This window comes from Xanthomarina maritima (assembly GCF_008084905.1).
GTDB lineage: Bacteria > Bacteroidota > Bacteroidia > Flavobacteriales > Flavobacteriaceae > Xanthomarina > Xanthomarina maritima.
Genome location: NZ_VSFC01000049.1, coordinates 19,944 through 34,859, shown reverse-complemented (window position 1 = coordinate 34,859; position 14,916 = coordinate 19,944). Strand labels below are relative to the sequence as shown.

The window sequence follows — 14,916 nt, the reverse complement described above, 5'->3', positions numbered from 1 at the left end:
TTTTTTATGTAACTTAAGTTACTGATAGACTTATCAAAAACATTTAAATTTATTACTACCAAAAAAAACAAAAATCAAAAATGAAAAAAATTCTAGTTTTATTCGCAATAGTTGCTTCAACTATCAGTACAAAAGCACAAGAAAATAATAATATTATTTTACTTTCTCCTACAGATTTTAAGATGCAAATAGATGGTAAAGAGGTACAACTTATTGATGTGAGAACTCCTGAAGAGTTTCAAGAGAATCATATTGAAGATGCTTTAAATATCGATTTTTATTCAGAAGATTTTGAGAGCGAATTCAATAAACTTGATAAAGACCAACCAGTTTACATGTATTGCAGAAGTGGTTATAGAAGTAATCAATCTGCTTTAAAATTAGAAAAAATGGGGTTTACTAAAATTTACGATTTAGATGGTGGAATATTAAATTATAACAAAGAAGAATGAACCGAACTTAAAAGAACACATTTTACCAAATTATAAAATAGAAAATAAAAATGAAAACTTCAATCATAGTACAAAATTTAAAATGTAGTGGTTGTGCTAAAACCATAATTTCAAAATTATCAGAAATTGAAACTATTTCAGATATTGATGTTGATGTAGTAGAAAGTAAAATTTCATTTAAATATATAAACGAAGATGATGCCTTTCTAGTAAAAGAAATGTTAAGTAAAATAGGCTACCCATCTATAGAAGATGAAAACTCCATGATGCTTAAAACAAAATCATATATAAGTTGTGCTACAGGAAAATTTAAATAAACAATGAAAACAAACTTAGTTATATTATTGCTATCAGTTTTTTTATTAGTTAGTTGTAATCAAACAAAAAAAGGAGAATACACAAATATTAATGATGTTATAGATAACAAACAAGAACATCCTGGAAAAAAACTCATGGAAACTAATTGTTATGTTTGCCACAGTCCAACTGCTAGTATGGAAGACAGAATTGGACCTCCAATGATAGCTATTAAGAAGCATTATATTTCAAGTAATACAACTAAGGAAGAATTTATAGCAGACATCCAAAAATGGATATTAAATCCAAATGAAGAAGATGCTAAAATGTTTGGAGCTGTAAAGAAATTTGGAGTTATGCCTAAAACAACTTATCCAGAAGAAACAATAAATCAAATAGCTGATTACATGTTTGATAATGATATTGAGCGACCAGAATGGTTTGAAGCTCATTTTAATAGCGAAAGTGGTATTGGAAATGGCAAAGGAAAAGGTATGCAAAAAAGACAAACCTTTGTTGAAGACCAAGGCCTAACTTATAAAGATCGAGGATTAAAATATGCTCTTGGAACTAAAGCAGAGTTGGGTAAAAATTTAATGGGAACCATTCAGAAAAAAGGAACTTTGGCAGCTGTAGAATTCTGTAATATAAAAGCATACCCATTAACAGATAGTATGTCTGTTGTTTATCATGCTAATATTAAACGTGTCTCAGATCAACCTAGAAATCCCGAAAATCAGGCAAACTCAAAAGAATTGCAACATATAGCATCCTTTAAAAAAGTTATTGCAAATAATCAGGAACCAGAACCTATTATAGAGGATATTGAAGATGTTGTTAATTTTTATTATCCAATTACCACTAACTCTATGTGTTTGCAATGTCATGGAACACCAAATAAAGAATTAGATAATGAAGCATATAAAAAAATAAAAATGCTTTATCCAAAAGATATGGCAATAGGTTACGATGTGAATCAGGTAAGAGGTATATGGAATATTTCATTTGAAAAATAATAAAATGAGTAAATTTTCAGAATTAATAAATAAAGACAAACCTGTACTTGTAGATTTTTATGCAGAATGGTGTGGGCCTTGTAAAATGATGTCTCCTATTTTAAAGCAAGTAAAAGAGTCGCTAGGTGAAAGTGTTTCAATAATAAAAGTTGATGTTGATAAAAACCAATCTTTGGCTACAAAATATCAGGTTAGAGGTGTGCCAACTTTAGTTTTATTTAAAAACGGAAAACAACTTTGGAGGCAGTCTGGTGTACTTCAAAAAGATGAAATTATTAGTATAATAAACAGTAATAGATAAATGATATGGAATTCAGATATAATGGATTCTTAACGATAAACTGACAAACTTTTGTCAGTGATTTTTGGTTGGTTGGAAAAAAGGCATGTTTAGAAATAAAGAAGCCTTTTTGTTACTTATTTAAATAATTATGTCTCATTTACTGACTAAAATCATATTTATTATTATATTCATACAATACATTTACTCTTATTATTAACAATTAAATTCTTCTCTTATGATTTCTCATTACTTAGCCTTGTATAATTGGAATAATGGTGTTATTATGATTGCTGTATTCGCTCTAGTTTGTATTACTTTAGTAGGAATACTTATTAACTTTATGATGGGTGGAAAGAAGAAAGAAGATTCAGAAGAAGAGGAGTAATTTACTCTTTAATTTCCTTTTAAGCGTTCCCAAAGATTATTTAAAAGTAGTTTGCCATCATCTCTGTTTTTAGCTACTTCAATAAATGATACATTGTTTAATTCATCAGTGTTAATAGAATATTGGAATGCAAAATTAGTGGTTTTCGGATCTAAACTTAACAAGCCAAAACGTAAATCGTTATAAAATAATAGGTCATCTTTCTTTGTAATACTATACCATCCTTTAGAGATTGAAATCATACGTTGCATCTTTTCGTCATGGATTAAATCACCAAGCAATTCATGATTTTTTGGATAGGCTTCAAAGTGAATGGGATTTTTATCAAAGAATGAATAATGCCCAATTAAATAATAATCCTTTATATCAACATTAGCAGTCCATAAAACGGTATTAAAAGGAGCTGGCTTAGTTTCAATTTGAAAATAATCAATTTGTTGATTTTTTAAAGCCCTTTCAAATTGAATATAACTTATACCTTTTAAAGCAAAGGTTATTAACAAGTAACTACTGCTTACAATTAAGCCTATTTTATTATAGAATCTTCTTTTTGGCGCTTCTTTTTTTTGAAAGGTAGCTAACATCAAAAACACTATAAATGGCAATGTGTAAAGAGGATCTATAACAAAGATGTTTTTAAATGCAATTCGATAGTCTAATGGCCAAAATAATTGCGTTCCCCAAGTGGTATTAGCGTCTAAAATAGGATGTGTAATAAAACACCAAAAGAATAACAATGACCAACCTTTAAAAATTTTATATGTTTCGTATCTGGAAACAATCCAACCAAAAATAGGAGCAAATAGAATAGAAAAAAAGATAGAATGTGTAAATCCTCTATGAGTTTCTAGTGCAGTAACCGTATCTGTAAAATGAGAATAAAAAATATCTAAATCAGGAATGGTTCCAGCAATAGCTCCATAAAGCATAGCCTTATTACCAACTTTTTTCCCAAGAACAGCTTCTCCAACTGCAGCCCCTAATACTATTTGTGTTAAAGAATCCATATAAATTTATATAACAAACAATTTAGTGCAACTCAAACATTATTTTTTTCTTATGTAACAAAAGTAACTGTACAACTTTAAATAGCTAACTATCTTTAGTAAAAATTAAAATAATAGCTAAAAATTATTATTTAAGTGTTGTTCTTTATTGAAGTATCACTAAATCTCATTTTAAACTGATTTTTCTACATATAACAAATAGGTAAACTGACAGCCTTATTGTCAGTGATTTTTGGTTGGTTTGTAAAGGCATTTTTTGAAAAAAGAGTGCCTTTCTCTTTAGTAACCTATGTTACTGACTAAGATGTTAAATACATCTACATTTGCAGTAATAAATTTTATAATTAATGAAAAAATATACAATTATATTTAGCTTATTAATGACTTCGATTGTTGTCCATGCACAACAGTTAGTGCCAATTACAAAAGCAGAAGTCTTAACTAAAGTTTCAGAAGATAATAGATCTATAAAAATTTCTGAACAGGAATACTTAGAAGCAAAAGCAGATTTTAATCAAACCAATGCTGTGTTTTTACCAAACATTACAGCATCGCATACAGGAATGGCTACAACCAATCCATTAATGGCCTTTGGTTCTAAATTAAATCAGGAAATTTTAACTGCTTCAGATTTTAACCCAGATCTTCTTAATAATCCTAGTCAAGTTGAAAATTTTGCCACTCGATTTGAAATTCAACAACCATTAATAAATGTGGATGGTATGTATCAACGCAAAGCAGCAAAATCTAAAATGGAAGCTCAAGCTCTGCAAATAGAAAGAACTTCAGATTATTATGCTTTTGAAGTAGAAAAAGCATATATGCAATTGCAATTGGCTTATAAAGGAGTGGACGTTTTGGAAAAAGCTTTGGAAACAGCTAACGAAAACAAGAAATTAGCAGATAATAGTTTTAAACAAGGTTATCTTCAAAGAGCAGACGTACTATCGGTTGAAGTTCGTGTAAACGAGGTAAAAAACCAATTACATACAGCCAAAAGCAACATAGCCAATGCATCTAATTATTTGTCATTTTTAATGAACGAGACAAACGATGTTATTTACAAGCCATCTGATAGTTTACAAATTGGGACATTTAGCATCATGAATTCTGAAACTATTTCAGAAAACCGTTCAGATATTAAAGCCATGCAATTAGCAACAAATGCTTACGAAACCATGAACAAAGCAGATAATATGGCTTTTCTGCCTAGACTTAATGCTTTTGGAAGCTATGAGTTGTATGATGATCAAATTTTTCAAGGCGATGCCAATGGTTATATTTTTGGAGCGCAATTAAGCTGGACTATTTTAGATGGAAGTAAACGTTTCGGGAAATCACAAAAAAGTAAAGCCGAGTTTGAAAAATCGAAATTACAATACGAACAATATGTGTCTCAAAATCAGTTGGAATTAAACAAAGCAAAACGCATGTTAACAGATGCCGAAAACAGGTTAAATTTAACCAAGCTAGCATTGGAGCAATCTGAAGAATCTTTAAGAATTAGAACCAACAGATATGAAGAAGGCTTAGAGAAAACAACCGATTTATTATTAGCAGAAACACAATATTCACAAAAACAATTAGAATATTATCAAACCATATTTGAATACAATTACGCACAAGCTTATTTACAATTTTTAACCAAAGAATAATTTTTAAGATGAAGAAATATATATACCTATTAACACTTACTACAGCATCTTTTTTTGTAACAAGCTGTGGAATCGATAATAAAAAATCAGTTGCAGACAATTCGCCTGCCATAAACGTACAAGTTAATCAAGTCACTGAAGCCAATAACAGTCCGTTTTTGTCTGTTAGTGGTAAAATACAATCGGTTAATAGTGCAGATTTGAGTACCAGAATGATGGGTTATGTGACTAAAGTACACGTGAATGTTGGAGACAAAGTAAACAAAGGCCAATTGTTGGTGTCAATCAACAATTCCGATTTACAAGCCAAAAGAGCACAAGTAGAAGCTAGTATAACAGAAGCTACTGCAGCATTTAACAATGCGCAAAAAGATTACAAACGTTTTCAAAGTTTATTTGCAGATAGCAGTGCATCTCAAAAAGAATTGGATGATATAACAGCCCATTTCGAAATGGCTAAAGCACGTTTAGAAGCTGCCAAACAAATGAAAAACGAAGTGAATGCACAATTTGCTTATTCCAATATAACTGCTCCTTTTGCTGGTGTTGTAACTTCAAAAACGGTAAAAGAAGGTGATATGGCAAATCCAGGACAACCTTTAATTTCAGTGGAAGCTCCAGGGAATTTTGAAGTCGTTGCTATGGTTCCGGAAACTGAAATCTCTCAAATTAAAAATGGTGTAGAGGTAGATGTATTAGTGAAATCCATCAACCAAACTATAAAAGGAAAAGTGACTGAAGTAAGCACGTCTGCAAAAAATACTGGAGGACAATATTTGGTAAAAATAGCACTGGATAAAACAGATGTCAATATTTTATCAGGCATGTTTGCAACTGTTCAGTTTCCAGTAGAAAAGAAAGCTAAAATAGAACTGGTTTTAATTCCATTAGATGCCATAATAACCAATGGTCAGCTAACTGGTGTTTACACTGTAAGTGAGAGTAATACAGCTATTTTACGTTGGTTGCGTTTGGGTAGAACATATGGAGATCAAGTAGAGGTGTTATCTGGTTTATCTGCTAATGAATCGTACATCGTTTCAGCAGAAGGAAAGTTGTTTAATGGAGCTAAAATATCCATCCAATAATTAAGAAATTATGAAAGAAGGAATCGCAGGTAAAGTCGCCAAAATCTTTATCCAATCGAAGTTAACAGTTTTGTTAATGATTGTATTTATGGTGGTTGGCGTTTATAGTTCGTTTTTAATCCCACGTGAAGAAGAACCACAAATCGATGTGCCAATGGCTGATATTTTTGTGGGTTATCCAGGAGCGAGCCCAACCGAAGTAGAATCACGAGTTATCAAACCTATAGAGAAATTAATTTCTAATATCAAAGGTGTTGAGTACGTGTATTCAACATCAATGAAAGAGCAAGGCATGGTCATTGTTCAATTTTATGTAGGTGAAGATATTGAGCGTTCGTTTGTGAAATTATACAACGAGATTAACAAACACATGGATCAGATGCCTCAAGGTGTCACATTTCCATTGGTTAAAACACGTGCTATTGACGATGTTCCAATGTTGGGTTTAACACTTTGGAGCGAAAATTACGACGACTACCAATTAAGCCAAATGGCTCAAGAGTTAGAAAACGAAATTAAAAAAGTTAATGATGTATCTATGACGCATAAAATTGGAGGTAGAGACCGACAATTGCGTGTGGTTTTAGATAAAGATAAACTAGCTGCTTCAGGTTTAGATTTCTTGTCGGTTTCTGAAATGATTAAAGCCAACAACAGCCAACTAAGTTCAGGAAGTTTTGACAAAAACGACACAGAATTTCTAGTAAATACCGGAAAGTTTTTAGAATCGGTTACAGACGTTGAAAATCTGGTGGTTGGTGTACAACAAAATCAGCCTATCTATTTAAAACAAGTAGCAAGTATTATTGATGGTCCAGAAGTACCACAAAACTATGTGAGCTTAGGGTTTGGACAAGGCAGTGAAAAATCTTCAAATTATAAATCGGAATATCCAGCAGTCACCATTTCTGTAGCAAAAAGAAAAGGTGCAGATGCTATGAAAATAGCAGATGTGATTATTGATAAGGTGGAGTATTTGCGTAAAAATTTAATTCCAGACGATGTACATATTGAAATTACAAGAAATTACGGAGAAACAGCTTCGCATAAAGTATCTGAATTGCTGTTGCACCTTATAGGTTCCATTATTGCCGTAACATTGGTCGTGATGTTGGCCATGGGTTGGCGAGGTGGTTTGGTGGTATTTTTATCAGTTCCAATTACGTTTGCTTTGACCTTGTTGAGCTACTATATGATGGATTATACGCTTAACCGAATTACCTTATTTGCATTGGTATTTGTAACAGGTATTGTGGTGGACGATTCCATTATTATTGCCGAAAACATGCACAGGCATTTTAAAATGAAACGCTTGCCTTTTAAACAAGCCGCTTTATATGCTATAAATGAAGTTGGAAACCCAACTATTTTGGCAACCTTTACAGTTATTGCATCGGTATTACCTATGGCTTTCGTATCTGGATTAATGGGTCCTTATATGGCTCCAATGCCAATTGGTGCTTCAATAGCCATGATTCTTTCGTTATTTGTTGCTTTAACTATAACACCTTATTTAGGGTATATTTTCTTGAGAGAAAAAGACAAGAAAGGGAAAACTGAAAAAGCTGAAAAACCTTTAGAAGAGACGCTTATCTATCGTATTTACAATAAGTTTGAACGTCCGTTAATGGAAAGTAAAGCAAAACGTTGGTTGTTTTTAGGGGGGACTTTTGCTGTACTTTTAGCAACATTTGGTTTGTTTTTAACCAATTCAGTAGCTGTTAAAATGTTGCCTTTTGATAATAAAAATGAATTTCAAGTCGTGATTGATATGCCTGAAGGTACCACTTTGGAACGTACTGGAGTTGTTGCTCAAGAGATTTCACAATATTTATCGACACGTCCAGAAGTGGTAAATTATCAGAATTATATTGGAACATCAGCTCCAATTACTTTCAATGGTTTGGTGCGTCATTACGATTTACGTGGCGGTAGTAATATGGCGGATATTCAAGTGAATTTATTAGCTAAAGAAGATCGATCGCTTCAAAGTCATGATATAGCAAAATTATTGCGTCCAGATATTCAAAAAATTGCTTCAAAATACCATGCCAATGTCAAGTTGGTTGAAGTACCACCAGGACCTCCAGTATTATCTACTATTGTGGCAGAAGTTTATGGTCCTGATTATAATGAGCAAATCAAGATTGCAAATAGCATTCAAGATATTTTGAAGAATACAGATGATGTGGTAGATATTGATTGGATGGTTGAAGATGACCAAATCGAATATCAATTAGAAATCAATAAAGAAAAAGCCATGTTATATGGTGTTGCGCCACAGCAAATTGCATATACTATGAATATGGCATTATCCAACAGAGCTGTAACCACCCTGTATGATGAAGATGCTTCCAATCAGGTAGGTTTGGTATTGGCTTTAGATGAAAAAGAGAATTCTACAATTACAGATATTTCACAATTAAAAGTGAAGTCCAAACAAGGAAATATGGTTCCTATTGCAGATTTAGTTACTATAAACGAAACTACGAGTGCAAAAAGCATCTATAGAAAAAACCAAAAACGTGTGGTGTATGTATTGGCAGATATGGCTGGAGAATTAGAAAGTCCTGCCTATGCTATTTTGGGTATGGAAAAGAAGTTAAAAGACATTCCGTTGCCACAAGGTTATCAGATTAACGAGATGTACTTAGGTCAGCCAGATTTTGAAGATGATTACACTGTGAAATGGGATGGTGAATGGCAAATCACCTTAGAGGTATTTAGAGATTTAGGGATTGCCTTTTTAGGAGCCATAATCTTAATCTATATTTTAATTGTAGGTTGGTTCCAGAACTTTAAAGCACCAATTGTGATGATGGTTGCCATACCATTATCCTTAATAGGAATCATTTTAGGTCACTGGATGATGGGAGCCTTTTTTACAGCAACATCCTTTATAGGTATGATTGCTTTAGCAGGAATTATGGTAAGAAACTCGGTTTTGCTAATTGACTTTATCAATCTGCGAACTGCAGAAGGCGTGCCATTAAAACAAGCTGCAATTGAAGCTGGAGCAGTAAGAACAACGCCTATTTTATTAACTGCTGGGACCGTTGTGATTGGAGCATTCGTGATTTTATTTGATCCTATTTTTCAAGGTTTGGCCATCTCGTTAATGGGAGGAACTATTGTTTCAACAGTCTTGACTTTATTGGTTGTGCCATTGGTATATTATATGATAGAGAAGAAAAATTATAAATAATCTGTCTGGTCGAGCTCAGTCGAGACCTTTATGAAGCGAAGTAGTTGAAATAAGTTCTCGACTGCGCTCGAACTGACAAAATATAAAATATAGAAATAATGAAATTAGTAATTGTAACAGCAGTCGAAGAATTTCAAAAAGATGTTTTGAAGCTTTTCAAAAAAGCACATATTGAGAACTTTAGTAGTTCAGATATTGATGGCTATAAAAATGGGGCTTCTATATTAATGGCTTCTAATTGGTTTTCAGGAGAAAAAGCAGGGAACGAATCAATTATGTTCTTTTCTTTTACCGAAGAAGAAAATATTGAGTTGCTTTTCAACTTGATAAAAGAATTTAATAATATTCTGGAAACTAGCAATCCTATTAAAGCGATTGTGGTTCCTATAGAAAAATTTATATAACCTTAAAAATTATACAACATGTTAAATACATATTTTAGAGTGATAGTAGGTACTATGGTACTGTTAAGCGTAGTTTTAACCGTTTATGTGAATCCAAATTGGATGTGGTTTACCGTTTTTATAGGCGTAAACTTAATTCAATCAGCTTTTACAAAATGGTGTTTGTTGGAAACCATATTAGTAAAATTGGGAGTTAAGAAAGAAGGAGTAGGTTGTTCTGTAAAATAATTGATGAATCTTTATTTGAAAATGTAACATTTTCATGATTTGATCGTCTTATTTATACATCAATCAAATTAATTTACACCATCATGAGAAAAGACAATCAATTATTAGTTATTACACATTTAAGTCAGTTATTGACTTTTATTACTGGATTTGGAGGACTTATAGTTCCTTTAATTTTATGGGTAACACAAAAAGATAAAGTTCTAGAAATGGATGATCAAGGAAAGCGAATTATTAACTTTCAATTAAGCTTAATTATATATGCTATCATTTGTATTCCAGCTATTTTATTGCTTGGGTTAGGTATAATAGGATTAATTGTAGTTGGAATAATTTCTTTTATTTTCCCAATAGTAAATGCTATAAAAGCTAATAATGGCGAATCTCCAACCTACCCTTTATCTTTTAATTTTATTAGTTAGTAAATTTCTTCCAATAGAAATTTTTAAAAGATTTCTTGAAGCGCTTTTTTATATGAAAGCGCTTTTTTATTTTAAAATAGTATATTTAAATTCTGTTTAAAATCTGAAACCTAATTAGATGAATAAGATATTATTATTCCTATTTTTATTTCAAGTTCAATGCCTTGTAAGCCAAGAAATAATCATTAAAGACAGTCTGAGTATTGAATTTTTAAAAACGAAAAAAACGTCTAAAAATTTTAATACCAGATCGAATGTCAATGTTAAAGGAAATCAAATAAAAAGAATTTTAACTAGATGTAAAGTCAATGCTTTGTATGATCAACCTGTAGATATCAATGCCTTTAGTTTAATTGATACCATTAATAAAATGAGATATCGCATCAGCGAGTATATTGGCTATCAAGGCGTTTCCATCATGGGCTCTGGGTATACTAGTAAAATGTACCTTAAAAAGAACTTAAAAGATAAAAAAGGAAAACCTTACAAGGGAATTCCTAAATATGATGCTAAAATAAAAGATTCTTTTGAAGATTTTAGTCTTGAAGGTTATAGCAACATTGAAGTTCCTATTAGATTTGGAACTAATAGATCACTTGCAGGAGAATTTTCTGGGGAGAAAAAGGAGATCACCTCAACAGTTTACTATTCTCCAACAAAAATGGATCAATTTACGGCTGAAATATATTTTATTGTTCATAACACGTTTCCATATACACACTATGAGTTGTATTATGGCAATCAAAAAATTTCAGAAGTAGAAATTGACTAATAAAAAAAACCACAACAAAAAAAGCTGTGGTTAATATGATTTTTTATTCTCTCCTTTGGAGAGATGTCACGAAAGTGACAGAGAGGCTTTTTAATTATTCAACATCACTGGCATGACAAGCATCGTTACTTGTTCACCTTCGTCTAAACCATCTACAGGAGTTAAAATTCCTGCTCTGTTAGGTAAACTCATTTCTAATTGCACTTCGTCTGATGTGAGGTTATTTAGCATTTCCGTTAAGAAACGCGAGTTAAACCCAATCTGCATATCATCTCCTTGATAATCGCAAGTTAAACGCTCTTCAGCTTTGTTCGAGTAATCGATATCTTCTGCCGAAATATTTAATTCTGCTCCAGCAATTTTTAAACGGATTTGATGGGTGGTTTTATTTGAGAAAATACTCACACGACGCACAGAATTTAAAAATTGGGTTCTATCAATCACTAATCTATTCGGGTTTTCTTTTGGAATAACAGCTTCGTAATTAGGATATTTTCCATCTATTAAACGGCAAATTAAAACCGTATTTTCAAATGTAAATTTCGCATTAGAATCGTTGTATTCAATAGTTACATTATCATCACTTGCAGCTAAAATACCTTTTAAAAGATTTAAAGGTTTTTTAGGCATAATGAATTCTGTCGACTGACCTGCTTGTACATCTTCTCTAGAATACTTAACTAATTTATGAGCATCTGTAGCTACAAAAGTTAAACCTTGAGTAGAAAACTGAAAGAACACACCACTCATTACTGGGCGTAAATCGTCGTTTCCAGCTGCAAAAATAGTTTTGCTAATAGCTGTTGCTAAAATATCTCCAGTAATAGTAGTAGATGTAGCATCTTCTAATGAAACAGCTTTTGGAAACTCATTTCCATCAGCATAAGCTAAAGCATACTTTCCATGATTAGAGCTAATTTCAATCGTGTTATTATCTTCAACGACAAAAGTTAATGGTTGCTCAGGAAACGTTTTTAAAGTTTCTAAAAGCAAACGTGCTGGAACAGCAATACTACCACTATTATCACTTTCTACTTCTAGCTTTGCAGACATTGTAGTCTCTAAATCGCTAGCAGAAATTATAAGTTCAGAATTATTTAATTCGAATAAGAAATTATCTAAAATTGGTAAGGTGTTCGAGTTGTTAATTACACCTCCAAGAACTTGCAATTGTTTAAGTAAATAGGTACTTGATACTATAAATTTCATGTATATTAAATACGTTTTATGTTCGTTTAATTACTATTACAAATATATTGTTTAACCACTAATATAGGAAACAAACTTATTAACATTTACCTACTGTATTTTTTTCTTCGTAGATAATTGAATACAAATCCAAAAACACCAAGTAATGCTAGTGGTAATGCAATGTTTTGGAGTTGCCATTTGGATTTTTCTGATGCAACTTTTTTCATATCAAGAAATGCAACTGCTACTTCTTTAGAACGAATGTTTATAAGTCCGTTGTCGTCAAGTAGATAATTAACAGCATTCAATAAAAACTCTTTGTTGCCATATAATTGGCCAGAACTTCTGTCGAATCCTAGTTCTTGAGGACCATTTTTACCTAATTCATTTTTTATAACATCTCCATCTGCTACCACAATCATTTTAGTTGGTTTGCTTATGTTTTTTTCATTAGAAAGAGAAAAAGGTTTTATTCGGTTATTGTAAACCGAAGTAAATTCTCCTTCTAAGAGAATTGCTAATGTCTGAGAAGGTTTAGTGTAAAGTTTTGGATCTGGTTCTTCAGCAGTCATTTCCAAACTTATTTCTCTTGGAGTACCATCAGTTTTTGATAGTATAGAACTTTTAAGTAAAATTGTCTTTTGAATGTTATTTTTTAATGTGTCTATCTGATTGGCAAAATCGAATTTCACTAAATTAACATTGTTAACTATTGGATGATTTCCTTCTGGATTAACTAAAGGCGAATAAAACCAAGGGAATTGCTGAAAACGTGACTCACTACCTTCACCAATAGCTAAAGTAATTGGAGCAGAGTAGAGGTCGTTTACTAAAACAGGGTTGACTCTTATTCCATATTTGAAAAAGAAATCGGTTAAATTCAAGTCTCTAGTAATGGCAACACTTTTTCCTGTATTGTAAAGACTGTCTTTTTCCATAACTACTGCATCTAATAGCCAAAGACTTTTGCCTCCATTCATGGTAAATTGGTCTAATACAAATTTTTCATTTTCAGTAAAAGATTCGGTAGGTTTTGCTGAAATTATTAAATCATATTCGCTTAAATCTTTTAATGTTTTTGCAGGAATGCTAGCCACACTATCTAAAGTAAAAGGAGCTATATAGTAATAATCTTTAATAGTTGTGATAAAGTCGAATATGTACTGGTCTTTTAACTGATTATTACCTCTTAGAATAGCAATTTTCTTACTTTTCGGATTAATAAGTTTGCTAAAGCCATCAGCAAAAGCATATTCTAAATGCTGAACAGAATTATTTACTAATTCTTGTTGTGTTGCTCCAATTTTGTTTTTTACTAAGGGAATTTTTACTGTAACATCATTATAACTTGCTAAAGCCCAGGGAAAAATAACTGCTTGGCTACTTTTACCATTTTCTTCTACACTTAATTGCATAGGTGTTAAACCTCGCTCATTAAGCTGCTGGATAATTCTTTCTCTATTTACTTCGTCTTCTAAAGGATTTATAAAGTTAAAAACAATTTGTTGATTGAAGGCTGAAAATTCTTCTAGAATTTGTCTGGTTTCAAATTGAAGACGTCTAAATTCTGAAGGAAATTCTTCACCTTCTAAAAAGACATCAACAATTATTGGAGAATCGACTTCTTCAACAATATTTAAAGCAGATGCACTTAAGGTATATCTATTGTCTGAAGTTAAATCGAATCGTTTATAATAGATATTTGTTATAACGTTTAATGAGATTAAAAACACGAATAAACCAATTAAAGAATTGATTTCTTTTTTTTGAAGTCCTTTAGTTGCAATTAGTTTGCTGGTAAGTAAGATTAAAAATAAGGTGATACTTAAAAAGTAAAGAATATCTCGTGTGTCTAAAACCCCACGACTCATACTTTTATAGTGTGCACTCATGCCTAATTGTTCAACAAAAGAACTAGAAAGAATGTCTGCTAATCCTTCAAAACCTATATAAAATATAAAACATAAAAAGACAGCTGAAATAAATGCGACTATCTGATTGTCTGATATACTGGAAGTAAACATACCAATAGCAGTATATGCAGCCACTAAAAAGAGTAATCCAAAATAAGATCCAAGCGTACTTCCTACATCAAGATTTCCTAAAGGGCTACCAAGTTGGTAAATCGTATATACATATAAAAGTGAAGGAAGTAAAGCGATTAAAATTAAAACAAATGCACCTAAATATTTTCCTAAAACAATGTGTAATAAAGAAATAGGTTTTGTCAATAAAAGTTCAAGAGTTCCTTGCTTTTTCTCATCGCTAAAACTACGCATAGTTACGGCAGGAATTAAGAAAATTAAAACCCAAGGAGCTAAAAGAAAAAATGAAGATAAATCGGCAAAACCATTATTTAATATATTGAATTCGCCTTTAAAAAGCCATAAAAATAATCCATTTAATATAAGAAAAAGAGCAATTACTAAATACCCAATAGGCGAAGCAAAAAACGAGTTTATTTCTTTTCTTAATATGGCAAACATTTATATTAGTTGTTAGTTGTTAGTT

Annotated in this window: 15 protein-coding genes; 12 read left to right on the top strand and 3 right to left on the bottom strand. The window is 31.5% G+C overall.

Annotated elements, in window-relative coordinates:
- Nucleotides 1-80: 80 nt before the first annotated feature.
- From FVF61_RS08955 to FVF61_RS14270, 5 genes are all read left to right on the top strand, one after another.
- Nucleotides 81-452, top strand: a complete 372-nt coding sequence (locus FVF61_RS08955; protein WP_148455477.1) for a rhodanese-like domain-containing protein — start codon at nt 81-83, stop codon at nt 450-452.
- 50 nt (nt 453-502) lie between these two features.
- Nucleotides 503-769, top strand: coding sequence for a heavy-metal-associated domain-containing protein (locus tag FVF61_RS08950; RefSeq protein WP_148455475.1), 267 nt, complete (start codon nt 503-505; stop codon nt 767-769).
- Between the two features lie 3 nt (nt 770-772).
- Nucleotides 773-1,765, top strand: coding sequence for a c-type heme family protein (locus tag FVF61_RS08945; RefSeq protein WP_148455473.1), 993 nt, complete (start codon nt 773-775; stop codon nt 1,763-1,765).
- Nucleotides 1,766-1,769: 4 nt separating this feature from the next.
- Nucleotides 1,770-2,066, top strand: coding sequence for a thioredoxin (gene trxA / locus FVF61_RS08940; protein ID WP_148455472.1), 297 nt, complete (start codon nt 1,770-1,772; stop codon nt 2,064-2,066).
- A gap of 217 nt (nt 2,067-2,283) precedes the next feature.
- Nucleotides 2,284-2,433, top strand: a complete 150-nt coding sequence (locus tag FVF61_RS14270; RefSeq protein ID WP_199757292.1) for a hypothetical protein — start codon at nt 2,284-2,286, stop codon at nt 2,431-2,433.
- An 8-nt stretch (nt 2,434-2,441) separates the two neighbouring features.
- Here the strand turns inward: FVF61_RS14270 and FVF61_RS08935 are convergent, their stop codons facing one another.
- A complete protein-coding gene (locus FVF61_RS08935; RefSeq protein WP_148455470.1) occupies nt 2,442-3,440 on the bottom strand; it encodes a metal-dependent hydrolase in 999 nt (332 codons plus the stop codon).
- 347 nt (nt 3,441-3,787) lie between these two features.
- On the opposite strand from FVF61_RS08935, the gene FVF61_RS08930 reads away from it, so the two are divergent.
- The 7 genes from FVF61_RS08930 (at nt 3,788) to FVF61_RS08900 (ending at nt 11,214) form a co-directional block, all read left to right on the top strand.
- A complete protein-coding gene (locus tag FVF61_RS08930) occupies nt 3,788-5,095 on the top strand; it encodes a TolC family protein (protein WP_148455468.1) in 1,308 nt (435 codons plus the stop codon).
- A gap of 8 nt (nt 5,096-5,103) precedes the next feature.
- Complete coding sequence (locus tag FVF61_RS08925; protein WP_148455466.1) at nt 5,104-6,183, top strand: efflux RND transporter periplasmic adaptor subunit; 1,080 nt, start codon at nt 5,104-5,106, stop codon at nt 6,181-6,183.
- 10 nt (nt 6,184-6,193) lie between these two features.
- Nucleotides 6,194-9,388, top strand: coding sequence for an efflux RND transporter permease subunit (locus FVF61_RS08920; RefSeq protein WP_148455464.1), 3,195 nt, complete (start codon nt 6,194-6,196; stop codon nt 9,386-9,388).
- A 98-nt stretch (nt 9,389-9,486) separates the two neighbouring features.
- The gene (locus FVF61_RS08915; RefSeq protein ID WP_148455462.1) at nt 9,487-9,792 is read left to right on the top strand and encodes a hypothetical protein; all 306 of its coding nucleotides are present in this window, start codon (nt 9,487-9,489) and stop codon (nt 9,790-9,792) included.
- 18 nt (nt 9,793-9,810) lie between these two features.
- Nucleotides 9,811-10,020 carry a YgaP family membrane protein gene (locus FVF61_RS08910; protein ID WP_040492461.1) on the top strand — a complete coding sequence of 70 codons (210 nt, stop codon included), beginning with the start codon at nt 9,811-9,813 and terminating at the stop codon, nt 10,018-10,020.
- Between the two features lie 83 nt (nt 10,021-10,103).
- Nucleotides 10,104-10,442, top strand: coding sequence for a DUF4870 domain-containing protein (locus tag FVF61_RS08905; RefSeq protein ID WP_148455460.1), 339 nt, complete (start codon nt 10,104-10,106; stop codon nt 10,440-10,442).
- A 118-nt stretch (nt 10,443-10,560) separates the two neighbouring features.
- Nucleotides 10,561-11,214, top strand: a complete 654-nt coding sequence (locus FVF61_RS08900) for a hypothetical protein (RefSeq protein ID WP_148455458.1) — start codon at nt 10,561-10,563, stop codon at nt 11,212-11,214.
- 90 nt (nt 11,215-11,304) lie between these two features.
- On the opposite strand, the gene dnaN is transcribed toward FVF61_RS08900, so the two are convergent.
- Nucleotides 11,305-12,423 carry a DNA polymerase III subunit beta gene (dnaN, locus tag FVF61_RS08895; RefSeq protein WP_148455456.1) on the bottom strand — a complete coding sequence of 373 codons (1,119 nt, stop codon included), beginning with the start codon at nt 12,421-12,423 and terminating at the stop codon, nt 11,305-11,307.
- An 86-nt stretch (nt 12,424-12,509) separates the two neighbouring features.
- Nucleotides 12,510-14,891: a gliding motility-associated ABC transporter substrate-binding protein GldG gene (gene gldG / locus FVF61_RS08890; protein WP_148455454.1), complete on the bottom strand. Its 2,382-nt coding sequence runs from the start codon at nt 14,889-14,891 to the stop codon at nt 12,510-12,512.
- Nucleotides 14,892-14,916: the final 25 nt, after the last annotated feature.